A 23819-nucleotide genomic window follows, 5' to 3' on the forward strand; every position below is an offset into this window, starting at 1 on the left:
GAGGGGACCCATGACCTCGATGGCCCGAGCCGAACGGATCGATGCCGTGACCGTGGAGGCGGCACCGTCGCACTCGCCTGGCGTGCCGCTGACAGCCGATGTGGCCCAGGGCGCCGAACTCGATGCCAAGCTCGAACGGTTGCGCCAGGTGCTGCGCGAGATGGGCGACGTGGTGGTGGCATTCTCCGGCGGCGTCGACAGCACCTTCCTGCTGGCCATCGCGCTGGAGACACTGGGCCGCGAACGCGTCCTGGCGGTGACCGCCGATTCGGAATCCTATCCGTTCGAGGAACTCGATGCCGCCCGCGACTTGGCTCGGCGCCTAGAGGCGCCGCACCGAGTCATCGAGACCTCGGAGATCGCCATTCCCGGTTACGCCGACAACGACGCCAACCGCTGCTACTACTGCAAGTCCGGCCTGTTCACCCATCTCGCGCCGATCATGGTCGATGCCGGATTCCACAATATCGTGTTCGGCCTGATCGCCGACGATGACGGCGAGCACCGGCCCGGCACCCAGGCCGCCCGCGAGTATGGCGTCCGCGGCCCGCTGCACGAAGTCGGGCTCTACAAGGCCGAGATTCGCGAACTCTCCCAGGCCATGGGCCTGCCGACCTGGAACAAACCGTCGCTGGCCTGCCTGTCGTCGCGGGTTGCCTACGGCGAGCGCATCACGCTGGAGAAGCTGGAGCGGATCGCCGAGGCCGAGCGTCGCGTCAGAGCCCTGAACATCGGCCAGCTCCGGGTGCGTCATCATGGCGAACTGGCCCGGATCGAGGTCGAACCCCAGAACATGGCGACGGTGCTCGAACATCACGACCGGCTGGTCGCGGAGCTCACGGCACTGGGTTATGCCTGGGTGACGCTGGATCTGGCCGGCTATCGCAGCGGCAGCATGAATCGGCTGCTGTCTTGACTCCGGATCGACAGGATAAGGCATGACCGAACGCTCCATCTCCGACCTGGGATTCGCCCGCGTCGACCATGATCGTGAAGCCCGCAACGGTGTCCCCGAAGTCGTTTTCGGCGAGGGCAAGCAGGCCGACCAGATCAGCGCCATCGTCGGCCGCCTGATCGATCGGCACCGGCGAGCGCTGGTCACGCGCCTCGACGCCGAACGCGCCGATCGAGTATTGCGGGATCATCCCCACGGCCACTACGATCCGATCAGCCGGCTGCTTTGCTGGGGCGCTCCCCCCAGACGCCTTCCCGGGACCGTGGCGGTGATTTGCGCCGGCACCTCCGACCTGCCGGTGGCAGAAGAGGCCGCAGGCACGCTCGAATGGCTGGGCGCCGACGTCGCCCGACTCAATGATGTCGGCGTCGCCGGCATCGATCGACTGCTGGCCCACCGCGAGGCGCTGACCCGGGCCGACGTGCTGATCGTGATCGCCGGCATGGAGGGCGCGCTACCCAGCGTGGTCACCGGGCTGGTTCGCAACCCGGTGATCGCGGTACCCACCTCGGTGGGCTACGGCGCCAGCCTGCAAGGCGTCACCGCGCTGCTCGGCATGCTGTCGGCATGCGCCACCGGCATGAGCGTGGTCAACATCGACAACGGCTTCGGCGCCGCCTGGCAGGCCGCCAGCATCCTTTCGCTGCTAGAACGCGGCCCCGATCCGCGCCCCGCCAGCTTCGAGAGCAGCGCGTCCGCCGCGCCGACATCTCATCCGCCAGCCTCCACCGAGCCTCGGACCTCATGAAGACGCTTCACATCGACTGCACCTTCGGTATCGCCGGCGACATGCTGCTGGCGGCACTGGTGGACCTCGGCGCCGATCTGGATCAGATCGCCGTGGCGTTGCGGCGCTTGCCGATCGATCCGTTCGCACTCGAAACCCGGTCGGTGGATCGTTGCGGTATCCGCTCGCGGTTGCTCAGGATCGCGCTCGAACCCGAGGGTCACGATCACTCCCACGGCCATGACCACCAAGACCACGACCACGACCACGACTACGACCACGGCCACGGCCACGGCCACGACCACGAGCATGCGCCTGGCCATCGCCGGGCCGGTGACATTCTGGCGATGGTTGCCGACGCCGATCTGCCCCCTCGCGTGGGGCGCCGGGCGACGGCGATCTTCACTGCGATTGCCGAGGCCGAGGGTCGAATCCACGGCATCGACCCGGCCGAGGTTCATCTGCACGAAGTGGGCGCGATGGACTCGATCATCGACATCCTCGGCGTCTGTCTGGCGCTGGAGGCCCTCGATATCGAGACGATCACCGCGACCCCGGTGCCGGTGGGGTACGGCGTGGTCAGCATGGCCCATGGCCGCTTCCCGATCCCCGCGCCGGCCACGCTGGAACTGCTCAAGGGCGTACCGCTGTCCACCTTCGAACCCGATGTCGCGGGCGAGCTGACCACCCCCACCGGTGCCGCGTTCCTGGCCACGCTGGTCGAGTCGTTCCGCCCTGCGCCAGCGGGGACACCGGTCGAGATCGGCTACGGTGCCGGCAATCGCGACTTCCCCCACCCCAACGTACTGCGCGTGATCTCGCTGGAAACGGCGGCACCCGATCAGGGCAGAGAGACCATTGCCGTGCTGGCCTGCCAGCTCGACGATGCCACCGGGGAGCAACTGGGTCATCTGATGGGCGTCCTGCTGGACGCCCGGGCCCTCGACGTGTTCTACACCCCGGTGACGATGAAGAAGTCGCGCCCGGGAACGCTGGTCACGGTGCTGGCGCCCTGCGACGAAGCCGATCGCCTGGAGACGCTCATGCTGCGCCACTCGCCGACGTTCGGCGTACGCCGTCACCACACCACGCGACGCATCCTCGAGCGCCGGATAGAGTCTGTGGAAATCGATGGCATCAACGTGCGCTTCAAGATCGGCAGCCTGGACGGCGAAGAGATCCGCGTCGCTCCGGAGTATGAAGACATCGCGCGTTTCGCTCGCGAACGCGCCAAAACGTTGGATGAGGCCCAACGACTCGTGCTTGAGGCCTGGCATCGGCAAACCGCCGCCGACTGACAGCTTCCGCTCAGAATCTTGCCTATCTAGAGACCTCCTCTAGCTCTAGCCCTCGCCCCCGTTCCGGCATCGTGAACTGATCATTTCAGTCAGTTCACGATCACCAGATAACTCCCCACCCAGCGCGCTCTATAAAAACAGAGAACTCCAGACGTTTACGACCTAAGGCGTATCGCTAGACGATGGTATATGTTGTTCAATATGATTGATTCGATCATTTTATTGATCACATTCATCATATCGAGATCAGCAGCATGTCCGCGAAAGACATCGATGCCGCCTCAGGATCGCTCCCACCCAAACTCCCACGGACTGTGGGCGACTACGTGCGTAGCGTGGGCCCAGGGCTCGTGCTGGCAATGGCGTTTCTCGGCACCGGCGATCTGGTCAGCTCCACCGTTTCGGGTGCCAATTACGGCTACGCGCTGATGTGGACACTGGTGCTCGCGTTGACCGCTCGCTACTTCATGATTTCAGCCATCGCCAAATACAAACTGGCCAATCGATTCGAAGACTCATCGCTGATGGCAGGCTATCAACGCCTGTGGAAGGGGTTTCCAGCATTTTTCGCCATTCTGATGCTGATCTATGGCCTTATCATTCAGATGAGTTTCATGCGCGCCTGCGCGGTTGCCCTCGCTCATCTGGTCGAGTCCACCGGCGTACCACTGCCCGACGACATCGGTCTTTCGCTGATGGGGCTCATCGTCATGGTGCTTTCACTGGTCATGCTGTCAGGCCACAACGCCTTTCGTTGGCTCGAACGGCTGGCTCGAGTTGCGTCCGTAGTCATCATTGGCTCGTTCGTCTATGCCCTGTTTCGGATCGGCCATATCGATTTCCCCGCTCTGCTCAGCGGGCTGACGTTTGCGGTGCCGCAGGATAACGGCCCGTTCGACGCACTATTTATCGCCGTGGCGACGATCGGCACCATCGGCGGCTCAGCGATCAATTTGCTCTACCCCTACTTCATGGATGATCGCGGCTGGAACCGACCCGCTCATCGCAAGATCCAGCGACTCGATCTGATCGGCGGAATGCTGCCACTGCTGATCATCAACGCGCTGTTCTGGATCGTGGCGGCGGAAACGCTTCGTGGGACGGGCGTGACCGTCTCCAGTGAATCTGACCTCGCCACGATGATGCAGATGGCAGTGGGTGAATGGGGGCCCACGCTGCTCTGGATTAGCCTGTTCATGGCGGCTTTCACCAGCTTCCCGGCACAGGCGCATGGGCTCGCCAAACTCATGTTCAACGGGCTGCACCTGGCCATCGGCAAGAAAGACGGTGAGATGCGTCCCGAGCAAGATCCACGCTACCGGCCGACGCTCATCGGTCTATTCATCGTCGCACCACTATTCATCACCCTACCTTTTGCACCCAATCTCGTTTATCTGAGCGTCTTTGGCACCAGCGTGGTCACGGCCACGGTATTGCCGCCGATCCTGATCGGCATCCTGATACTGACGACCAGCAAGCGCTTCATGCTCGACGACTACGCCAACAAATGGTGGGAGACGCTCATCCTGAGCATCATCTCCGTCATCGGGCTGTGGTCGCTCTACGCCATTCTCACCAACCTGGTCGACGCCATCCAGAGAGTCGCCAGTTAACTTGCCCACTCGAGGACACCTCATGAGTACCACGCAATTTCGAGGCATCGTGCCTGCCATGATCACCCCGCTAGACGAGCATGAGGAGATCGACGAACAAGGTCTGCGTGATCTGGCCGAAACCCTGATCAACAAGGGCGTTCACGGGCTCTTCGCGCTGGGCACCAACGGCGAGTTCTTCTCGCTCACCGATGACGAAAAAGTGCGCGTTGCCTCGATCGTCAAGGACCAGGCCGCGGGACGCGTACCGGTCTTCGCCGGCACCGGCGGCTACACCACTCGTGGCGTGATCGAACTGAACCGCCGCATGGAAGACGTCGGTATCGATGGCCTATCGATCATCACCCCCTACTTCAATGGCGCCACCCAGGCCGAGCTGATCACGCATTACGAGCGTATCGCGGAGGCCACCGACCTGCCGATCCTGCTCTACACCATTCCGGCCAAAGCGGGGGTGACACTAACCGTACCCAGCGTGGCGAAACTCTCTGAAATACCCAATATCCGTGCCATCAAGGACAGTGGGGGCGACTTCGACCGCCTGGTGCAATTGATCCGCCTGCGCCGCGATGACTTCGCCGTCTTCACCGGCACCGACTCGATGATCCTGTGGACGTTGATGGCCGGCGGTGATGGCGCCGTTGCCGCAACCACCAATGCCGTACCCGATGTCGTGATGACGATATGGAATGCCTGGCAGGCCGGCGATTTCGAAACGGCTCGCGAAGCTCAGGAGAAGCTCCGCCCTCTGCGCAGCGCCTTTGCGCTGGGGACCATGCCGAGCGTACTGAAGACGGCTGCCGCGCTCCTCGGCATGCCGGCCGGCCCGGCTCGCTCTCCGGTGCAGGCGCTGGAGCCGGACGCGTTGGATAAACTCAAGCAAGCCATCAAGGTCTACGATCGTGTCGAACGCTGACGCAGGACCGATCAGCGGACCGCCCCGGCTTACCCCGCCACCGGCCGCACCACGCACGGCGGTCGTCAGTGGCTTCATGGCCAGCCGGTAGAAGAGACGGAGGTCTGGACCAACGAAGGCATTACCGGCCAGGCCGACCTGGTGGCGATGCTTCGGGGTGCGGCGCTGAGCACCGCCCACCTCGATCTCGATGCGCTCAACGGCCGCGACGAGGATGTCTTCGCCACACTACGCGAGCAGCAGCGGCTGGGCGTCCAGGCCGTTGTCTGCGATGCCGAGACCGATGACGACTTGCGACGCCTCGCGGCCCTCAGTGCCGGGTTGAAAAATGTCTTCTGGGTCGGTTCCGCCGGTCTTGGCGACATGCTTCCCGAAGCGCTGAAGCTCGCCGGAAGCGTGGCCGGCCATCCTGCGCCGCTCCCTCGCTCACGCCCGACAATGATCGTCATCGGCAGCATGAGCGCTACCTCTCATGCGCAGGCCGACGCGCTTGTCGATCACGCCAAGGGGCTGGAGGTGATCGAAATCGAAGCCGCCACACTGCGCCCGGCAGCCCCGCAAGGCGCCGTCGACGCGTTGAATCTGCGCGTTGCCCAGGCCTTAGCAGGGGGGAAAGACGTGATGGTGCGCCTTCATCAGAGCCAGGATCGCAACGCATCTGAAGGGGCACGGCTCAGTCTCGCGCTGGGAGCGTTGCTGGCGCCACACTTCGAAGCCATCGATCGCCTGATCGCCACGGGCGGCGCTACCGCCCGAGCACTGCTGATAGCGGCCGAGATCACCGAACTCTCGCTACTGGACGCTCCCGATACCGGTATGGCACGGCTGCGCTGCCAACCCGGTCCGCGCCAACTGGAGGTCGTGACCAAGGCTGGTGGTTTCGGCGACACCCACGCCTTTCAACGGGTCTGGAACGACAGGCCCATTGCTACCGCTTCTTCGCCCACACATTTGCCCAACCCAAGGACACTGTCATGAGCGAACGTCCCGTCATTGGTATCACCATGGGCGATGCCGCTGGCATCGGTCCCGAAGTCATCGTCCGCGCGCTCGCCCACGACTCGGTTCACGATATCTGCTGTCCGCTGGTCATCGGTGATGCCGGACGCCTGCGCAAGGCAATGGCCATCGTCGGTTCGAAGCTAGAGCTACACACCGTCGAATCCCCCAGTGAAGCGCACTTCGAGCGCGGTACGCTCGAGTGTATCGATCTCGGACTGATCCCCGACGATCTACCTTGGGGTGCCGTTTCCAGCATCGCCGGTGATGCTGCCTATCAGTACATCGCCAAGACCGTCGAACTGATCGAGTCCGGCGAGCTGAACGCGATCTGCACCGCACCGCTCAACAAGGAAGCGCTACACGCCGGCGGTCATATCTTCCCCGGCCACACAGAGCTACTCGCTCATCTCACCGGTACAGAAGAAGTCTCGATGATGCTGGTGACGCCGAAGATGAAGGTCATACACGTCACCACCCATATCGGCATCATCGATGCCATCGCGCGTATCGAACCCAGCCTGGTAACTCGCACGATCGAACGCGCTCACGAAACCCTGGCGCGTGCCGGTCAGCACGACCCACGCATTGCAGTCTGCGGCATCAACCCTCACGCCGGAGAAAACGGTCTGTTCGGTTATGGCGAGGAAGAGGAAAAGATCGTCCCCGCGATCAAGGCATTGCGAGAGCGCGGATGGAACGTCGAGGGCCCGCTGCCTGCCGACACGCTGTTCTTCCGTGCCGGCCGCGGGGACTTTGACTGCGTGGTGGCAATGTACCACGACCAAGGTCATGGCCCGGTCAAGGTGATGGGCCTGGAAGCCGGCGTCAACGTCACCGTCGGTTTGCCGGTGGTGCGTACCTCGGTCGATCACGGCACCGCCTTCGACATCGCAGGTAAGGGTATCGCCGACGAACGCAGCCTGATCGAGGCCCTACGCCAGGCGGTAGAGCTCGCCAGCCGTCCCGTGAAAGCCCAGGCATAGCGCCGGCGTCGCATTCACCATCTGAAAGCGCCGCCGCTCGAATGAATGCACCGAGCGTGCGGCACGAACGACAGAGAAGGAGAACACCATGGAACGCATCGGTTTTGTCGGCCTTGGCCTGATGGGCGGCTACATGGCGCAGAACATTCTCGAGGCCGGCTACCCGCTGACCGTTGTTGCCCACCGCAATCGCGGGACCGTCGACACATTGACGGCCCTTGGTGCCAGTGAAGCAGATGATGCCGCCGCCCTCGCCGCCCAATGCGACATCGTGTTCGTCTGCGTGCCAACCTCCGAGCATGTCGAGTCGGTCATCGAAGGCGAGAAGGGGCTGCGGGCCGGCGCCAAGGCGGCGGACCACAAGCTGATCATCGTCGACTGCTCGACGTCCGAGCCCACGGTGACACGGCGGCTGGCGGCATCACTCGAGACCGATGGCATCACCCTGGTCGACGCAGCACTTGGCGGCACGCCGACCCAGGCGGAATCAGGACAACTTCAGGCGATCGTGGGCAGCGACGACGAGACGTTGGCGCGATTACGCCCAGTGCTCGAGACCTGGGCCGGCAAGATTCTCCACTGCGGCCCAGTCGGCGCCGGACATACCATGAAACTGCTCAACCAGTTCCTGGCCATGAGCTATGGTGCCGTGTTTTCCGAAGCCCTCACTATCGGCGCCAAGGCCGGTATCTCGCCTCAGACCTTCGACAGCGTCATTCGCGGTTCACGCATGGACAGCGGGTTCTATCAGACGTTCTTCCAATATGTGCTGGAACGTGACCGCAACGCCCATCGTTTTACCCTTGCCAACGCGGGCAAGGATATCCGCTACGTGGCTGCACTGGCCGATGCGCTGAACGTCAAGGCGGGCGTCGCTCACGCCGTGAGCGATCTTTATACCAGCGCCCTGGATCAAGGCGAGGGTGAGAAATTCGTCCCGGAACTGTCCGATATCGTCGCCGCCCGGCATCAGCTGTCGCTGTTCTAATTCGCCGTTCAGAGGAACTCTCATGAAAATCGTCTGTACTTCCCCTTCGTTCGCCAAGTACTCGGAGCGGCCTTACCAAGTCATCGATGCTGCTGGTATGACGTTCGAAAGCTTGCCAGCAGATATCGATGAGGCCAGCTTCATCGAGCACGCCGCCGATGCCGACGCCGCCATCGTCGCTTTCAATCCGATGACCGAGACTGTTTTTGCCGCGCTGCCGAATCTGAAAGTGGTCGCCAAGCACGGCGTCGGCGTGGACAACATCGATCTCGCCGCCGCCGCGCGTCACGATGTCCGTATCACCAACGTGCCCGCTGCCAACCGCCACGCCGTCGCCGACTTCACCTTTGCCCTGCTGCTTTCACTGGCACGCGACATACCGAGAGTGGACGCCGGCACCCGTTCAGGCGACTGGCCCCGTTGTTTCGGTCGCGATGTCCATGGCATGACGCTGGGTATCGTGGGCATCGGCAGTATTGGCCAGGCGGTAGCCAAACGCGCTGCCGGCTTCGAAATGTGCGTCATCGCTCACGACCCTTTCGCCGATCCCGCCACAGCCGTCACGCTTGGCGTGGAACTGGTCGATCTGGACACCTTATGTCGCGAAGCGGACTTCCTGACGCTGCATGTGGGCCTGTCCGAGCAGACGCGCCATCTGATCGATGCCAAGCGCCTGGCGCTGATGAAGCCAACAGCCATGCTGATCAATGCCGCTCGTGGCGGCATCGTCGACGAACAAGCCTTGTTCGATGCGCTAGAGGCCAAGCGCCTGGCCGGGGCCGCGCTGGATGCGTTCGAGCAGGAACCGCTGGAGAGCAGCCCTCTATTTGCCCTCGACAACGTCATCGTCAGTTCACACATCGCAGGCTACACAGAGAATGCCCTGACGACCTTGAGCCTCAGCTGTGTCGAGGACGTCATCGCCGTCCTGCGCGGCGAGGATCCCCACCACCCGGTTGCACTAACACGCTGATGGGCTAACTCCGCTACCGAAAGAATTCGTGCCACCCGTGAGGGATGGCGCGTTACCCAACATGACCGATGTCGATATCTTCGAGATCAACATCTCGATCCAGACCTTTGGAACGAGGCTTCAGTGAGGCCACTCGTCGAGCAACCGACCGTCATCGCCGAAACGCATCGGCCGTGGTTCCTGCAGGATCTCGATTCCGGCCCTATCTCGAAGCGCCGGTAGTAGCGCCTCGGACGCGTAGAGATATTCGAGATGAAGCGTATTGGGGATGCGCATGACGCCAATCGCCTCCGGCGTATGCGAGCCGCAGGTCTTTACCGCGGCTTGAATGGCACTGCGATCGTCAGGCATCGCCAAGGGAATGGAGGCGGCGATCAGCACGCCGGAGGTGAGCGAATTGGTATAAACCTTTTCGCGGTCGAAGCGCTGAAACAGCCGTTCGGTAATGACATCGGCCCGAGCGACGCCGTTGGCGTTACCTTCGCTCTTGTCGGTGACATCCAATACCGCAATGCGCGACACATCGGGGCCGCCGCTGATCGCCGTGGAAGATGGCCGGCCGGTGATATTGGGGTCCATGCCGCTGCCCGAAAACTCCTTGCCGACATGATCGACGATCAGTACGTCCAGCGGACCGGAGGCAAGCGGCGCCTCCGGAGGCCCGAGCGGTAGCCTCGGCATGTTGCGCATCGCTTCGCCAAGATAGACTCGCTCGTCCTCGATCAGCGTCTGGCGTGGCAGAACAACGACCCGGGCAAGTCGGTCGTAGGCATTCTCGATCGTGCCGATCCCGAACAGGACACGACATTTTTCGAGTTTCATGCGCGCCATTTCGACGATGAAACGCCCGACGTAATGGAAACCCCAGGCGTGGCAGTTGTCTGCCCCCGACTGCTTGCCCAGCCCGATGGAAAGCATCTTGACCAACCCGCTCTCGTTGTCGGAACGGAAGGCACTGTGGGGTTTGATGCGATTGAACAGCACGATGCCGTCGGCTTCGAAAGCAAGCTTATCGATCTGCACCGACATGCCATTGTCGAGCCGGCCGATCTCGACCGTTTCCATGCTCGAGCGAATCGTGCAGCCAGCGCTCTCCTCGGTCACACCAAGGTGCGCCAGCACGCTGACCTGCCCTTCCGCGGTGGCGCCGCCGTGACTTCCCATGGAAGGGACGATGAACGGCTTGGCACCGCGGGCGAGCAGCTCGTCGACGATAGCCTTGACGAGTTCCGGGAGACTGGCCAGCCCGCGACTGCCCACCGTCAGAGCCACGGACATCCCCGGTCGAATCGTGTCGCCAACCACGGCGGCCTGTGCCATCGCGGCTTCCACGGCAGACACCGGGTCACCCGCATCCTCGGTATCGAAGTGCTGACGGACCAGCGCCATCGGAGGCAGCGCCACGCCCTCCACGAGTTTCGCGTAGCTTGGCTTCATGTCATCTCCTCCGCCGATTTTGCTATCAAACCGCCATCGCCTGACGCTTCTGACGCCAGCTTCGCAGCGCCGGCAACAGCAGGGACAGCGCAGCCAACCCCAGGAAGAACAGCGTCAGCGGCCCAGACAGGAAAACCCCGAGGTCGTCGCGAGCACTCATCAGCCCAAGACGCAGATTGGATTCCGCCATTGGCCCAAGGATCAGCGCGATACACAGTGCAGCCTGTGAAAAGCCGTATTTGTGCATGAAGAACCCCAGCACGCCAAATCCGACCATGGTGTAGAGATCGACCACATTGAGATTGATCGCCCACGAGCCGACGAAGCAGAACACTACGATCGCCAATGTCAGCAGACGCCGCGGTACGCGCAGAATCTGGGTGAAGAAGCGAATCCCCAGCAGCCCGAAAATCAGCATGAATACGGTAGCCACAAAAACACCGGTGAATATGCCGACGACCACGTCCGGGTGTTGCTGGAACAGCATCGGGCCTGGTGCCAATCCCTGGATCATCAGTCCGCCCATAAGCACGGCCGTGACCACATCTCCAGGAATCCCCAGCGCCAGTAGCGGAATCAATGCAGCAGCACATACGGCATTATTGGCGCTCTCCGTGGCCGCGACTCCCGGCAGATGGCCGGTGCCGAATTTCTCCGGTGTCTTCGACGTCCGCCGAGCTTCGTTGTAGCTGATCCAGGCGGCCGTTCCCGATCCTGTGCCGGGAACGATGCCGATGAAAGTGCCGATCAGCGATCCTCGCAGCATCGGCATCCCGGTCGTCTTCAGCTCTTCGCGGCTCGGCCAAATACCCGAGACTTTCATCCGTTCGATGCGGTCACCGAGGATCTTCTCGATCTGCACGAACACTTCGGAGAGCGCAAAAAGCCCTATCAGCGCCGGCGTGAAGGAAAAACCCGACGCGAAGCCCGTGACACCGAAGGTGTAGCGTGAGATACCACTGATCGGATCCGCACCAACGCAGCCGATCAACACCCCCATGAGACCGGCAAGCGCGCCCTTTAGAATGTCGCCGGAGAGGCTGGCAATGATCGTCAATCCGAAGACAGCCAACGCAAAATACTCAGCCGGCCCGAATTTCAGCGCCAACGAAGCAAGTTGTGGAGCCAGCGCCGCAAGGACCACGGCAGCGATGATCCCGCCGACGAAAGAGGCGATGGTGGCCATTCCCAACGCTTTGCCTGCTTCGCCCTTCTGCGCCAGCGGATAACCATCGAGAACTGTCGCGGCAGAGGACGGCGTCCCCGGGGTACGCAGCAGAATGGCCGAGACGCAGCCGCCATAGATACCACCGATATAAATACCGATGAGCATGTTCAGCCCCATCACGGGGGCCATGCCGAAGGTCAGCGGAATCAGCAAAGCGACGCCCATCGTGGCCGTCAGCCCCGGGAGCGCACCGATAATCATGCCACCCAGGGTACCCAGGGCGATGGTCCAGAGAATCTGGAGGTCGAACACTGCCAATACGTGAGTCGAAATATCCATAGCGACCTGCTCGCTCTAAGAAACGCTGGATATGACTTGCCCGCGCAGCAAGCGCGGGCAAGTCAGTGAGTTCCGTTTATTGGTTGACGCCATACATGCCGAGCTGGCGAATGATCTTCTCCGCCGTCGCCGAATCCTTCTCGGCCAGCTCGCGATAGGCATCCCCCGGGCGATAATCGACGAATTCCCCCAGCTCCTTCATGCGAGAACGGAAGTCTTCATCGTTGAAGGTCTTCTCTAGTGCCTCGGACAGCGTCTGCTTGACGTCATCGGGCAATCCTTTAGGAGCGATCACGCCCTTCCAGGAAGACCACGTAAAATCAATGCCTAGTTCTTTGGGTACGGGGGTGTCCGGCAGCACATCGATGCGCTCATCCTCCATGACCAACAGCGGCTGGATGCTTCCGGACTGAGCCTGCGGGAGGACTTCCGCCGGAGACGCGACAACGGCATCGATATGTCCCCCGACGCACGCGGTGACGGCTGCCGACGCCCCCCCGAACGGCATGCTGTTGACTTCGATGCCGGCAGCGTCGGCGAAGCCCTCCATTGCGATGTGATTGGCACCACCCGCCCCCGAGTTGCCTACTCGTACTTCGCCGGGATGTTCCTCGGCGTAATCGACGAAACCTTGGGCGTCATCGAAAGGCGCTCCCTGACAGCCGGCGACGACCATCAGGTTACGTCCCATCAGCGCCAGAAATTCGACGTCGTCGAGGCTGTAGTCGACACCCCCGTAGTGAGGCAGCATCGCCAGCGGCCCCTGTGCCCCCATGCCTACCGTGTATCCATCGGGACGTGCATGGGCGACCGCACTGGTACCGATCGAGCCACCGCCGCCGGGCTGATTACGCACGACCATGGACTTGTCGAGATATTTCTTCATGGTATCGGCCATGATGCGCGCCGAGAGATCAGTGCCGCCGCCGGCGGAGTAGGGCACGATGACCTGGATGGGCCGCACCGGATAGTCGTCCGCCTGGACCGGTGTTGTGGCCAGCATCGCGCCAGCGCTGAGGACGACCAGAGTCGAGAGTGTCTTTTTCATGAGATTCCCTTTGATTGCCTGTTCTCTACCGGCTGTCGCCGGATACTTTGCTCAGGGCAGATAGACGTCGAGCAAGTGGGTGAAACCGAAGTAGACACCCGCCACGATCAACGCCGGTACGATCAGAAACTGAAGGACACGTCGCTCGCGAAGCAGCAACATGCCGATGACAAAAGTCACTAGGGTACTGAGGAGATAGCCGATCCGTTCGAAAGCGGCTGCGTACCCCACCATCAGCGCCACGAACAGGATCAGCGCCACCGTGGCGTAACGCCCGGCACCCGATTCAGCAGTGCCTCCAGCCGTTGACTCGGCAGACACATCATCGACTTTCGAGCACAGCCCACGAATGAAAAGTGCGACCGACAATGCTGTGATACCGATAATGGCCAACCAGGGGAAGAAATCGGGCCCAGCCTGACCACCAGCCCCGGAAGATGGGATCAGCAACGTTCGCCAAGTGACAAAGGCACAGAAAGCCAGCATTAGGAGCGCCAGCCAGCAATCGGCTTTGCGTAATATCATGTCGATCTTCCTTCTCGTACTTTGGGCTTCGCTCGTCAGCGATGTATCATCCGAGCGAGACTAAATCGATCAAAAAAGAGACTTTGTGGCGCCAAAATGATTGATTCAATCCTTTTTAGCAATACGACTCTTGACTACCACGGGATCAATGAACAAAAAAGTTTTTCAAATACCTATTTTTAAAGCATTTTCAAAAAACAGCTCAGAAACGGTGTAGACCAATGTCTAATTAAAATGATTGATCCGATCAATAAGAGCTGGCACTGCAGGCGAGGTCTGTGTCTGCCATACTAACCACCGACCACAGGTGCAGATTCGTCAATGAAAGTCGCCAAACGCCGCCAGGCCATGCTGGATGCCGTCCTTTCCGGCATCACCAGCATCGATGCCCTCTGCCAGCATTTCGAGATTTCCGAAGCGACCGCGCGACGCGATCTGGGCGCGCTCTCCGACCAGGGATTGCTGGTGCGTACCTATGGTGGTGCGGCAGCGCACATTGGCCGTCGCGAGCCTGAGCTGACACTGGAGCAGCGGCGCACACGTCAAGGCGACATCAAGGCTCGCCTGGCAGCCCGCGCGCTGGATTGCATCGAGGACAACGACACCGTGCTGCTGGACGGCGGCACCACGACCGCCGCACTGGCCGCGCGGCTCAACGAGCGACGCGGCCTTCACGTGGTCACCAACAACATGGCGGCACTGACGTGGCTGACGAACCTGCCGGAGGGGCACGCCACCGTGCTGGGCGGCGACCTACGCGCCTCGAGCATGACCGTCTACGGGCCGCTGGCTCATGCCGCGTTAGCAAGACTGACCGTTGATCGGCTTTTTCTCAGCGCCGACGGGGTGACCGAACTCGGGCTATGCGAGGCCAGTCCCGAGCAGGCGTGGCTGAAAGAGGCCATGATTGCTCGCGCCGCCGAAGTCTACGTCATGGCGGATGCCACCAAACTGGGTCGTGCGAGCCAGCAGCATTGGACCGCCTTTCCGCCCCGCTGGACGCTGATCACCGATGCTACCGATGAGAAAGTCGAACCTTTCGAGAGACTCGGCGCGACTATTATCAACCCGCTCGGGACGCCAGCCTGAATCGCACTCGGATCACCTGGCCGCCTTCCACGCTTTCCTGCCTTACAATGAATGGCATTGGCGCCACCGCGCCCAAGACCGACTTTGCCCGGAGCGCCCCATGCAAACCGATACCTCGCAGGAATCCAACGCGCCACTCGCGCGTTACATCGAACAGTTGCGTGCCATGGAGATCGACATCGAGGCGATGGACACCCACGCGGCACGCATACGCCAGGACCAGTTGGAGTTCGTGCTGGTCGTCGCCGCCGACGAGCCGGCGTTCTTCCAGTTGATGCTGCCCGGCGTGTGGCAGGCCGCGGAGACCACCACCCGGACGCTGTTACTGGAAACCGCCAACGAGGTGATGAATACCCTGAAGGCCGCCAAACTCGTCGTCCACAACGAAGCCGTGCACGTCAGTGTCGAGCAGTTCGTCGAGGGGCCGGACCAGGGCGTTGCGCTGATCCCCGGCTTGCTGGAACTCCTCAAGAGCGCGGTGGCCGAATTCCAGGAGCGTCTCGGCATGGGCGAGGCTCCGCGCGTCCACTGACCGGAACGGCAGCTTTCGCCCTTGCCGTCACGCGCCTAGACTGCCGGCGACGCATCCATTCCCACAAGGAGGTTCCCATGGCTGACACCACTCACTTCGTGGTCATCGCCGAGTTCCAAGTCAAGGCTGGTCAGGTACCGGCCTTTCTGGCGCTGGCGCACAACGATGCCAGCGAGTCGCTGGCCAACGAGGAGGGCTGTTTCGCCTTCGACGTGCTGACCCCGGAAGGCAGCGAAGACATCGTCGTGCTGCACGAGGTCTACCGCGATCGCGCCGCCTTCGAGCATCACACCCAGATGCCGCACTACAAGCCGTTCAAGGAAGGCTCCGCGCCGCTGCTCGCGGCCGCCCCCTCGGTCCGGTTCTTCTACACGGCGGTCCGGCCAGGCTGATAGCGAGGGCCACCGCCCGATCTGCGGTCGCGCTAGCCTGTGGTGACAGCCCACTGCATTCGACCTTTGTCGTACGCCATCCGCTGGTTCATGGCCTGATCGTCGGGCTAAACTCGGCGATCCTCGAATCACGGATGTCGCTTTCATGTCACTCCCTGTCCCTCCTGTCGTCTTCGGCCTCGAGCCGCTCTCCATCGACGCGATCGACGCGCTCTCGAAGCGTCGAGTGAAATCTTGCCTCGATGCCGATCCGCAATGGCGCGCGCGAATCGACCGGGGGGCGGCGGTCGTCGACGGCCTGCTCGACCGCGAGGGGCAGATCTACGGCATCACCACCGGCTACGGTGATTCCTGCGTCACCGCGATTCCCCTGAACCAGGTCGAAGCGCTGCCGCGCCAGCTCTACACCTTTCACGGCTGCGGGCTGGGCCGCTTCCTCGACCCCGAAGCCGCACGGGCGGTGCTCGCGGCACGCCTGCAGTCGCTGTGCCAGGGCGTCTCCGGCGTGCGCTTCGCGCTGCTCGAGCGCCTTCACGCCTGTCTACAGGAAGATCTGCTGCCGAGAATCCCCGAGGAGGGCTCGGTGGGGGCCAGCGGTGACCTCACGCCGCTCTCCTACGTCGCCGCCATGCTCTGTGGCGAGCGCGAGGTGATCTGGCGCGGCGATGTCCGGATGGCGGCCGATATCCACGCCGAGCTGGGCTGGGAGCCGCTGACCCTGCGCCCCAAGGAGGCGCTGGCGCTGATGAACGGCACCGCAGTAATGACCGCGCTGGCGTGCCAGGCCTTCGTTCGTGCCGAATACCTGCTGAAGCTCGCGACCCGCATCACTGCCCTCAACGTGGTCGCGCTGCGCGGCAATCCGGACCATTTCGGCGCGCGCCTGTTCGCGGCCAAGCCCCACCCCGGCCAGGGCCGGGTCGCGGCCTGGCTGCGCGAGGATCTGGAGAGCGAGGCCGCCGCACCGCAGCAACGCCTGCAGGATCGCTACTCGCTGCGCTGCGCGCCTCACGTGCTGGGAGTGCTGGCCGATAGCCTCGGCTGGCTGCGCGGCTTCATCGAGATCGAACTCAACAGCGCCAACGACAACCCGCTGATCGACCCGGACGTCGGCGACGTCATGCATGGCGGCCACTTCTATGGCGGCCATATCGCCTTCGCCATGGACAGCCTCAAAACGCTGACCGCCAACGTCGCCGACCTGCTCGACCGTCAGCTCGCACTGCTGGTCGACAGCCGCTACAACCACGGCCTGCCGAGCAACCTCTCCGGCGCACCGGCGGTGCGGGCGATGATCAATCACGGCTTCAAGGCGGTGCAGATCGGCGCCTCCGCCTGGGCCGCCGAGGCACTCAAGGGCACCCTGCCGGCCAGCGTCTTTTCGCGTTCCACCGAGTGCCACAACCAGGACAAGGTCAGCATGGGCACCATCGCCGCCCGCGACGCCCTGCGCGTGCTCGAACTCACCGAACAGGTCGCCGCCGCGACACTGCTGGCAGCGCTGCAGGGGGTACACCTGCGCGGCGACCCGCTGCCCGGGCCGCTGGATACCATGGTCGCGACGCTGCGTGAGGATTTCGCCCCGGTGGCCGAAGATCGCGCGCTGGATGGTGAGCTGCGGCTTTGTCTCGAGCGGATACGGGCGCGCTATTGGTCGCTGTACTCATAACCTGGTAGGTAGGTGGTCACGACGAGATCAGCAAGGACACGACTGTTTACGTCCTTATCGCCCTATCGCATGGTCTGAAGAGAGGGCTTAACGCTCGCCCTCTCTTCGCTCTCCCTCTTTATTGCACCCGAAATCTCGAAACCCTGGCCGGTCCGCCGGCTGCGCTCCGGGTCGGCGCGCACGGACATCCTGTCCTGGCGCGCCTCTTTCGACATCCATGTCGAAAGACCCGGCTAGCCGCGAACCCGCCAGCACGCTTTCGAAGGTGCGGGCAGGTGTACCCAGCAAAAGTGACGCCCTCATATAAAAACCTTACCGGCCCTCGTAATGACGCGCACAAGGGCAGTAGATGCGTCGTCAGTCGTATCGTCGTCAAGATAGAGCTAGCCGCCCAGCCAACCACCCATAATAAAACCAACCTGCCCCGAGGTTATAAAACCCAGGACAAGCCGGTTTTCGTCATCACGCCAACGCTGGCGTCAATCCCTTACATCATCCGACCCAGACACGCGCATTGCGGAACATCCGCATCCACGCGCCGTCCTGCTTCCACTCCGGCGGGCGCCAGGAGTTGGTCACCGCGCGAGCGACCCGCTCCGGGTGCGGCATCATGATGGTGACGCGGCCATTCGGCGTGGTCAGACCAGTGATGCCGGCGGGCGAGCCGTTGGGGTTGGCCGGGTAGCGCGTCGTCACCTGGCCTTCGTTGTCGATATAGCGCATCGCAATCTGACCGCTGGTCTGCATACTGCGCAGGTGGCCGCTATCCTCGAACAGCGCCTGGCCCTCGCCGTGGGCGACGGCGATCGGCACGGTCGAACCGGCCATGCCGGCGAGCAGGATCGACGGGCTGTCCTCGACCTGGACCATCGACACGCGGGCCTCGAACTGCTCCGAGCCGTTGCGGACGAAGCGCGGCCAGCGCTCGGCGCCGGGGATCAGCTCTTTCAACTGCGAGAACATCTGGCAGCCGTTGCAGACGCCGAGGCCGAAGGTGTCTTCACGTTCGAAGAAGGCCGCGAACTGATCGCGTGCGGCGGCATTGTAGAGCGCCGACTTGGCCCAGCCGCCGCCGGCACCGAGCACGTCGCCGTAGGAGAAGCCGCCACAGCCGACCAGGCCCTTCATGTCGTCGAGGGTGATGCGCCCGGCGAGAATGTCGCTCATGTGCACATCGACCGCCTCGAAGCCGGCATGATCGAACGCCGCCGCCATTTCCACGTGCCCGTTGACCCCCTGCTCGCGCAGGATCGCCACGCGTGGCCGTGCGCCGGTCTGGAGGTAAGGCGCAGTGATGTCGTCGTCGACATCGAAGGTCGGATTGGCCGACAGCCCCGGATCGCGCAGGTTGAGCAGCCCGTCGAATTCGCTCTTGGCGGACTCCGGGTTATCGCGAAGCGCCTGCATCCGATAACTGGTTTCCGACCAGACACGCTGGGTCATGGCCCGGGTGGTTTCCAGCAGCGGCTCCTCGAACAGCGTCACCCGGACCTGATCGTCATAGCGCGGTCGGGCAATGACGCCACAGGTCTCGAGGCCGGCCGCGGCCAACTGCGCCAGCACGAATTCGGTATCCTGGCGGTTGACCTGGATCACCGCACCGAGTTCTTCGGCGAACAGCGCATCCACCGCGCCGACGGCATCGTCAGTGAGCCAGTCGAGCTTGATCTCGAGCCCGCCGCGGCCGGCGAAGGCCATCTCCAGCAGGGTCACGATCAGGCCGCCGTCGCTACGGTCGTGGTAGGCGAGCAGCTTGCCGTCGGCGTTGAGCCCCTGAATGACGCTGAAGAACGCCACCAGATCCTCGGCTTCGTCCAGATCCGGGCAGACGTTGCCGACCTGGCCGTAGACCTGCGCCAGGGCGGAGCCACCGAGCCGATGCTGGCCGCGACCGAGATCGATCAGGATCAGGTCGCTCTCGTCCTGGTCGAGGCGCAGTTGCGGGGTCAGCGTGCGCAGCGCGTCGGTGACCGGGGCAAAGCCGGTGATATTGAGCGTCAACGGTGCGGTAATGCTTTTCTCGTCACCCGCTTCCGTCTGCCAGGCGGTGCGCATCGACATCGAGTCCTTGCCCACCGGCACCGCGATGCCAAGCTGAGGGCACAGCTCCATGCCCACCGCATGCACGGCATCATAGAGCGCCTGGTTCTCGCCAACGTGATCGGCGGCGCTCATCCAGTTGGCGGAGAGCTTGATGTCGGAGAGCTTTTCGATCGGCGCGGCGGCGAGATTGGTGATTGCCTCCGCCACCGCCAGGCGTGCGCTCGCCGCCGGGTCGATCAAGGCCACCGGCGGGCGCTCGCCCATCGCCATCGCTTCGCCGGCATGGGTGTCGAAGCTGGCGGTGGTGACCGCGCAGTCGGCGACGGGCACCTGCCACGGGCCGACCATCTGGTCGCGGGCGACCTGACCGGTAATCGAGCGGTCGCCGATGGTGATCAGAAAGCTCTTCGAGGCCACGGTCGGCAGGCGCAGCACACGATCCAGCGCTTCCCGCAGGTCGAGATTGTCGAGCCCGAGGCCGGGCAGGTTGAGCGTGTGACGTTCGAAGCTGCGCTGCATCCTGGGCGGCTTGCCGAACAGTACGCTCATCGGCAGATCGACCGGATCGGCCTCGAAATGACCGTCGCGAACCGCCAGGTGGTGAGACTCGATCGCCTCGCCGACCACCGCGTAGGGGCAGCGTTCGCGGGCACACAACGCATCGAAGCGCTCGAGCTGCGCCGGCGTCACCGCCAGCACGTAGCGCTCCTGGGCCTCGTTGCACCAGATTTCCAGCGGGCTCATGCCCGGTTCGGCGTTGGGCACCGCGCGCAGATCGAACAGGCCGCCGCGGCCGCCATCCTTGACCAGCTCCGGCAGGGCGTTGGAAAGCCCGCCCGCGCCCACGTCATGGATGAAGGCGATGGGGTTGTCGTCGCCCAGCGCCCAGCAGCGATCGATCACTTCCTGGGCGCGTCGCTCCATCTCCGGGTTGTCGCGCTGCACCGAGGCGAAGTCGAGGTCCTCGCTGGAGGCACCCGACGCCATCGACGACGCCGCGCCGCCGCCGAGGCCGATCAGCATCGCCGGGCCGCCCATCACGATCAGTTTGGCGCCGATGGGAATCTCGCCCTTGAGCACGTGAGCGTCGCGCACGTTGCCGTAGCCGCCGGCCAGCATCACCGGCTTGTGGTAGCCCCGGCGCTCGATGCCATCGGCGCCGACGGCATCGAGCTCGAACGTCCGGAAGAAACCGTTGAGATTGGGCCGGCCGAATTCATTGTTGAACGCCGCCCCGCCGATCGGGCCCTCGATCATGATGTCGAGCGCCGACTGAATCCGCTCGGGCTTGCCGTAGTCGAACGCTTCCCACGGCTGCACGAACTCGGGGATGCGCAGGTTGGAGACAGTGAAGCCGGTGAGCCCCGCCTTGGGCTTGCCGCCACGCCCGGTGGCGCCCTCGTCGCGAATCTCGCCGCCGGCACCGGTGGCCGCCCCCGGATGCGGCGCGATGGCCGTCGGGTGGTTGTGGGTCTCCACCTTCATCAGGATGTGGATCGGTTCCCGGGTCGCGCCGTAGACCTGGTCGTCAGGCGAGGGGAAGAAACGGCCCGCCGTCGACCCTTCGATGATCGCGGCGTTGTCGCTGTAGGCCGAGAGCACCTTGTCGCCGGACTGCTCGAAGGTGTTCTTGATCATCTTGAACAGCGAGTGGCTCTGCGGCTCGCCGTCGATCACCCAGTCGGCGTTGAAGATCTTGTGACGGCAGTGCTCGGAGTTGGCCTGAGCGAACATCATCAGCTCGACGTCCGTCGGATTGCGACCCAGCGCCTTGAACGCCTCGACCAGATAGTCGATCTCGTCTTCCGCCAGGGCCAGGCCGAGCTGGCTATTGGCATCCGCCAGCGCCGGGCGTCCGCCCTCGATCACGTCGATGGTCGCCAGCGGTGCCGGCTGGTGATGGGAGAACAGCTTGGCGGCATCGCTGGCGTCGTACAGCACGGTTTCCGTCATGCGGTCATGCAGACGCGAGACCAGGATGGCGTAGGCGTCGGCAGTCGGCGCGCTTTTCAGCGTCAGTCGATAGGCGATGCCGCGCTCGATGCGTGCCACCTGCTCGAGCCCGCAATTGTGGGCGATGTCGGTCGCCTTGGATGACCACGGCGAGATCGTGCCGATACGGGGCACGACCAGAAACAGATGCCCCTCGGGCGGTGTGCCCCGTCCGGGTTCGGCACCATGGCCATAGTCCAGCAGCCGCTCCAGTACCCGATGTGCTTCATCGTCGAGCTCGTCATGGTGGTCGACGAAATGAACGTAGTGCGCCTTGAGGGACTCGACTTCGGGAACGGCGGCGCGAAGATCGGCGAGCAGTTTGGCGTGACGGAATGCAGATAGCGCGGGGGCGCCTTGCAATTCGAGCATGGCGTGGAAAGCCTCCAGGACGGTCGAGGATCGCATTTGTCTCGTGCGAGACGGGCAGCAATGCCGGGATCAGGGCGACATGATACTGGAAAGCGACGACGCTCGCTAAGGCAACGCAACCGGCGCCGGCCGATGCTCCTGCAGAGCGTCAGGCCGTCCCTTCCACCAAAGCCGCGCCCCCGCCTCGCGGGACGTTTAGCGTGTTAGCCAATAGATGACAGCGGGACGGCGGCCGGCTATGGTGTGCCGTCACGCTCTCACCGACCCGACTGCATGGCCAAGCTCCTGACACGTCTGCGGCGCGCACTGGTACTGCTGTTGGCGCTGACGATCGTCCTCTGCCCAGCTCAATGGATACCGCGTTTCAGCGACGGACTCGAGCCGATCCAGAAGCGCGGTTTCCTGCAGGTGGCGACACGCGGCGGGCCGATCACCTTCTATTCCGGGGGCCATGGCCCGACCGGCTTCGAGTACGAGCTGATGCGCCGTTTCTCGGCGTCGCTGGGGGTCAGCCTGTCGGTCGACACCGAAGCCAGTATCGGAGGCGTCATCGGCAAGGTGAGACATGGCGATGCGGACGTGGGGGCCGCAGCCCTGGCACTCGACCTGGACCGGGAAGGCATCCGCTACAGCCAGCCGATCCTGACGCTGCAGCCGCTGGTGGTCTATCGCCGGGGGTTGCCGCCGGTACGCACGCTGAACGATCTTCCGGGGTTGCGGATCGGCGTCATTGCCGATTCCGGCAATGCCGCGGCGCTGCGCACGCAGCAGCGGAATCTGCCGGGGCTGGGCTGGAAGGAGGCCGAAGGCCTGACCATCGCCGATCTGATGGAGATGGTCGAACGTGACGATCTCGATGCCGCCGTGGTCTACACCCAGCAATTCAGGCTCAACCGGTTGTTCTTTCCCAATGTCGAGCGCGGTTTCCCACTAGGCAAACCCGTGAGTCTGGCCTGGGCCTTCTCGACGAACCAGCCGATCGATCTGCTCAACGCCGCCAACGATTTCCTGGAAGACCAGCGTCGCAACGGTGAGCTCGATGGACTCGTGGGACGCTATTTCGGCCACGACGATTATCTCGAATACGTTGGCGCTCGACTGTTCATTCACCATGTCGGGACGCGGCTGCCGCGCTTTGTACCTTACTTCAAGGAGGCCGCCCGGGAGACCGGCTTCGACTGGCATCTGCTGGCCGCGCTCGGTTTCCAGGAGTCGCACTGGGAGGCCGATGCCGAATCGCCGACCGGCGTTCGCGGGCTGATGATGCTGACGCACCCCACCGCCGAAGAGGTCGGCATCGACAACCGTCTCGACCCGCGCCAGAGTATCGACGGTGGCGCCAGATACCTGCTTCAAGTCAAACAGCGCCTGGCCGATGACATACCTGAACCCGATCGAACCTGGCTGGCACTCGCTGCCTACAATGTCGGCCTGGGACATCTGTTCGACGCCCAGGAGATCGCCCGCATGCGCGGCGGGGATCCCAAGCGCTGGGCCGACGTCCGTGAAGCGCTGCCGTTGCTGCAGGAGCGCGAGTGGTACTCCCGGGTGCGCCATGGTTACGCTCGTGGCGGCGAACCGGTAATCTACGTTCGTAACATCCGCCGTTATTACGAGATACTGAAGTACGTCAATCGCAGCCAGCAACAGTTCAACCAGCTGGGCGAGCGCGCGCTGGACGATGAGAGCACCACGCCCTTCGAAATCGTCGCCCCGCTGCTGTAATCGGCGACCGCGCCGTGGAGAACCATAACGCCT

At 63.3% G+C, this 23819-nt stretch carries 18 protein-coding genes and 2 pseudogenes; 15 read left to right on the top strand and 5 right to left on the bottom strand.

Annotation, left to right across the window (positions count from 1 at the left end; translation table 11 throughout):
• Window positions 1-10: 10 nt before the first annotated feature.
• The 10 genes and pseudogenes from larE (at window position 11) to DOM54_RS03360 (ending at window position 9455) form a co-directional block, all read left to right on the top strand.
• Window positions 11-916: an ATP-dependent sacrificial sulfur transferase LarE gene (gene larE, locus DOM54_RS03320; protein WP_206018989.1), complete on the top strand. Its 906-nt coding sequence runs from the start codon at window positions 11-13 to the stop codon at window positions 914-916.
• Window positions 917-938: 22 nt separating this feature from the next.
• Window positions 939-1703: a nickel pincer cofactor biosynthesis protein LarB gene (larB, locus tag DOM54_RS03325; protein ID WP_110714956.1), complete on the top strand. Its 765-nt coding sequence runs from the start codon at window positions 939-941 to the stop codon at window positions 1701-1703.
• Entirely contained in the window at window positions 1700-2980 is a 1281-nt protein-coding gene (larC, locus tag DOM54_RS03330; RefSeq protein ID WP_110714957.1) for a nickel pincer cofactor biosynthesis protein LarC, read from the top strand. Before larB ends, larC begins: the two co-directional genes overlap by 4 nt.
• A gap of 335 nt (window positions 2981-3315) precedes the next feature.
• Entirely contained in the window at window positions 3316-4593 is a 1278-nt protein-coding gene (locus tag DOM54_RS03335) for an Nramp family divalent metal transporter (RefSeq protein WP_206018990.1), read from the top strand.
• A gap of 22 nt (window positions 4594-4615) precedes the next feature.
• A complete protein-coding gene (gene dapA, locus DOM54_RS03340) occupies window positions 4616-5509 on the top strand; it encodes a 4-hydroxy-tetrahydrodipicolinate synthase (protein ID WP_110714959.1) in 894 nt (297 codons plus the stop codon).
• 33 nt (window positions 5510-5542) lie between these two features.
• A pseudogene (locus DOM54_RS20545) lies at window positions 5543-6487 on the top strand (nucleotide-binding domain containing protein); the annotation flags it as partial.
• Window positions 6484-7494, top strand: a complete 1011-nt coding sequence (gene pdxA / locus DOM54_RS03350) for a 4-hydroxythreonine-4-phosphate dehydrogenase PdxA (RefSeq protein WP_110714961.1) — start codon at window positions 6484-6486, stop codon at window positions 7492-7494. The pseudogene DOM54_RS20545 and the gene pdxA, both read left to right, overlap by 4 nt.
• A gap of 64 nt (window positions 7495-7558) precedes the next feature.
• Window positions 7559-8068 (top strand): annotated as a pseudogene (locus DOM54_RS20495) (NAD(P)-dependent oxidoreductase); the annotation flags it as partial.
• Entirely contained in the window at window positions 8042-8482 is a 441-nt protein-coding gene (locus DOM54_RS20500) for an NAD-binding protein (RefSeq protein ID WP_276309662.1), read from the top strand. The pseudogene DOM54_RS20495 and the gene DOM54_RS20500, both read left to right, overlap by 27 nt.
• A 97-nt stretch (window positions 8483-8579) precedes the next feature.
• Window positions 8580-9455: a phosphoglycerate dehydrogenase gene (locus DOM54_RS03360; protein WP_206018991.1), complete on the top strand. Its 876-nt coding sequence runs from the start codon at window positions 8580-8582 to the stop codon at window positions 9453-9455.
• A 120-nt stretch (window positions 9456-9575) separates the two neighbouring features.
• Here DOM54_RS03360 and DOM54_RS03365 read toward each other — a convergent pair whose 3' ends face one another.
• The 4 genes from DOM54_RS03365 to DOM54_RS03380 form a co-directional block, all read right to left on the bottom strand.
• A complete protein-coding gene (locus DOM54_RS03365; RefSeq protein WP_110714964.1) occupies window positions 9576-10892 on the bottom strand; it encodes a nickel pincer cofactor-dependent isomerase, group 22 in 1317 nt (438 codons plus the stop codon).
• A 25-nt stretch (window positions 10893-10917) separates the two neighbouring features.
• Window positions 10918-12399, bottom strand: coding sequence for a tripartite tricarboxylate transporter permease (locus tag DOM54_RS03370; protein WP_110714965.1), 1482 nt, complete (start codon window positions 12397-12399; stop codon window positions 10918-10920).
• A 76-nt stretch (window positions 12400-12475) separates the two neighbouring features.
• On the bottom strand, window positions 12476-13447 hold the full coding sequence (locus DOM54_RS03375) for a Bug family tripartite tricarboxylate transporter substrate binding protein (protein ID WP_110714966.1): 972 nt from the start codon (window positions 13445-13447) through the stop codon (window positions 12476-12478).
• A gap of 51 nt (window positions 13448-13498) precedes the next feature.
• Window positions 13499-13972 carry a tripartite tricarboxylate transporter TctB family protein gene (locus DOM54_RS03380; protein WP_206018992.1) on the bottom strand — a complete coding sequence of 158 codons (474 nt, stop codon included), beginning with the start codon at window positions 13970-13972 and terminating at the stop codon, window positions 13499-13501.
• A gap of 321 nt (window positions 13973-14293) precedes the next feature.
• On the opposite strand from DOM54_RS03380, the gene DOM54_RS03385 reads away from it, so the two are divergent.
• The 4 genes from DOM54_RS03385 (at window position 14294) to DOM54_RS03400 (ending at window position 17654) form a co-directional block, all read left to right on the top strand.
• Window positions 14294-15061, top strand: a complete 768-nt coding sequence (locus DOM54_RS03385) for a DeoR/GlpR family DNA-binding transcription regulator (protein ID WP_110714967.1) — start codon at window positions 14294-14296, stop codon at window positions 15059-15061.
• Between the two features lie 100 nt (window positions 15062-15161).
• Complete coding sequence (locus DOM54_RS03390; RefSeq protein ID WP_110707939.1) at window positions 15162-15593, top strand: hypothetical protein; 432 nt, start codon at window positions 15162-15164, stop codon at window positions 15591-15593.
• A 77-nt stretch (window positions 15594-15670) separates the two neighbouring features.
• Window positions 15671-15985 (top strand): putative quinol monooxygenase, encoded by a 315-nt coding sequence (locus DOM54_RS03395; protein WP_110714968.1) that lies wholly within the window; start codon window positions 15671-15673, stop codon window positions 15983-15985.
• Between the two features lie 145 nt (window positions 15986-16130).
• Entirely contained in the window at window positions 16131-17654 is a 1524-nt protein-coding gene (locus DOM54_RS03400; RefSeq protein WP_110714969.1) for an HAL/PAL/TAL family ammonia-lyase, read from the top strand.
• 492 nt (window positions 17655-18146) lie between these two features.
• On the opposite strand, the gene purL is transcribed toward DOM54_RS03400, so the two are convergent.
• Window positions 18147-22061: a phosphoribosylformylglycinamidine synthase gene (gene purL, locus DOM54_RS03405; protein WP_110715119.1), complete on the bottom strand. Its 3915-nt coding sequence runs from the start codon at window positions 22059-22061 to the stop codon at window positions 18147-18149.
• 273 nt (window positions 22062-22334) lie between these two features.
• On the opposite strand from purL, the gene mltF reads away from it, so the two are divergent.
• Window positions 22335-23786, top strand: a complete 1452-nt coding sequence (mltF, locus tag DOM54_RS03410) for a membrane-bound lytic murein transglycosylase MltF (protein ID WP_110714970.1) — start codon at window positions 22335-22337, stop codon at window positions 23784-23786.
• The last annotated feature ends 33 nt before the right edge of the window (window positions 23787-23819 follow it).

This window comes from Salinicola acroporae (genome assembly GCF_003206615.1).
In the GTDB taxonomy this organism is placed as follows: Bacteria; Pseudomonadota; Gammaproteobacteria; order Pseudomonadales; family Halomonadaceae; genus Salinicola; species Salinicola acroporae.

Excerpts from the sequence above, each read along its gene's own strand:
- DOM54_RS03395 (WP_110714968.1), top strand. The coding sequence starts at position 15,671 with ATGGCTGACACCACTCACTTCGTGGTCATCGCCGAGTTCCAAGTCAAG.
- DOM54_RS03360 (WP_206018991.1), top strand. The coding sequence starts at position 8,580 with ATGACGTTCGAAAGCTTGCCAGCAGATATCGATGAGGCCAGCTTCATC.
- larC (WP_110714957.1), top strand. The coding sequence starts at position 1,700 with ATGAAGACGCTTCACATCGACTGCACCTTCGGTATCGCCGGCGACATG.
- DOM54_RS03365 (WP_110714964.1), bottom strand. The coding sequence starts at position 10,892 with ATGAAGCCAAGCTACGCGAAACTCGTGGAGGGCGTGGCGCTGCCTCCG.
- dapA (WP_110714959.1), top strand. The coding sequence starts at position 4,616 with ATGAGTACCACGCAATTTCGAGGCATCGTGCCTGCCATGATCACCCCG.
- DOM54_RS03375 (WP_110714966.1), bottom strand. The coding sequence starts at position 13,447 with ATGAAAAAGACACTCTCGACTCTGGTCGTCCTCAGCGCTGGCGCGATG.
- mltF (WP_110714970.1), top strand. The coding sequence starts at position 22,335 with ATGGCCAAGCTCCTGACACGTCTGCGGCGCGCACTGGTACTGCTGTTG.
- DOM54_RS03370 (WP_110714965.1), bottom strand. The coding sequence starts at position 12,399 with ATGGATATTTCGACTCACGTATTGGCAGTGTTCGACCTCCAGATTCTC.
- larE (WP_206018989.1), top strand. The coding sequence starts at position 11 with ATGACCTCGATGGCCCGAGCCGAACGGATCGATGCCGTGACCGTGGAG.
- pdxA (WP_110714961.1), top strand. The coding sequence starts at position 6,484 with ATGAGCGAACGTCCCGTCATTGGTATCACCATGGGCGATGCCGCTGGC.
- purL (WP_110715119.1), bottom strand. The coding sequence starts at position 22,061 with ATGCTCGAATTGCAAGGCGCCCCCGCGCTATCTGCATTCCGTCACGCC.
- larB (WP_110714956.1), top strand. The coding sequence starts at position 939 with ATGACCGAACGCTCCATCTCCGACCTGGGATTCGCCCGCGTCGACCAT.
- DOM54_RS03390 (WP_110707939.1), top strand. The coding sequence starts at position 15,162 with ATGCAAACCGATACCTCGCAGGAATCCAACGCGCCACTCGCGCGTTAC.
- DOM54_RS03380 (WP_206018992.1), bottom strand. The coding sequence starts at position 13,972 with ATGATATTACGCAAAGCCGATTGCTGGCTGGCGCTCCTAATGCTGGCT.
- DOM54_RS03385 (WP_110714967.1), top strand. The coding sequence starts at position 14,294 with ATGAAAGTCGCCAAACGCCGCCAGGCCATGCTGGATGCCGTCCTTTCC.
- DOM54_RS03400 (WP_110714969.1), top strand. The coding sequence starts at position 16,131 with ATGTCACTCCCTGTCCCTCCTGTCGTCTTCGGCCTCGAGCCGCTCTCC.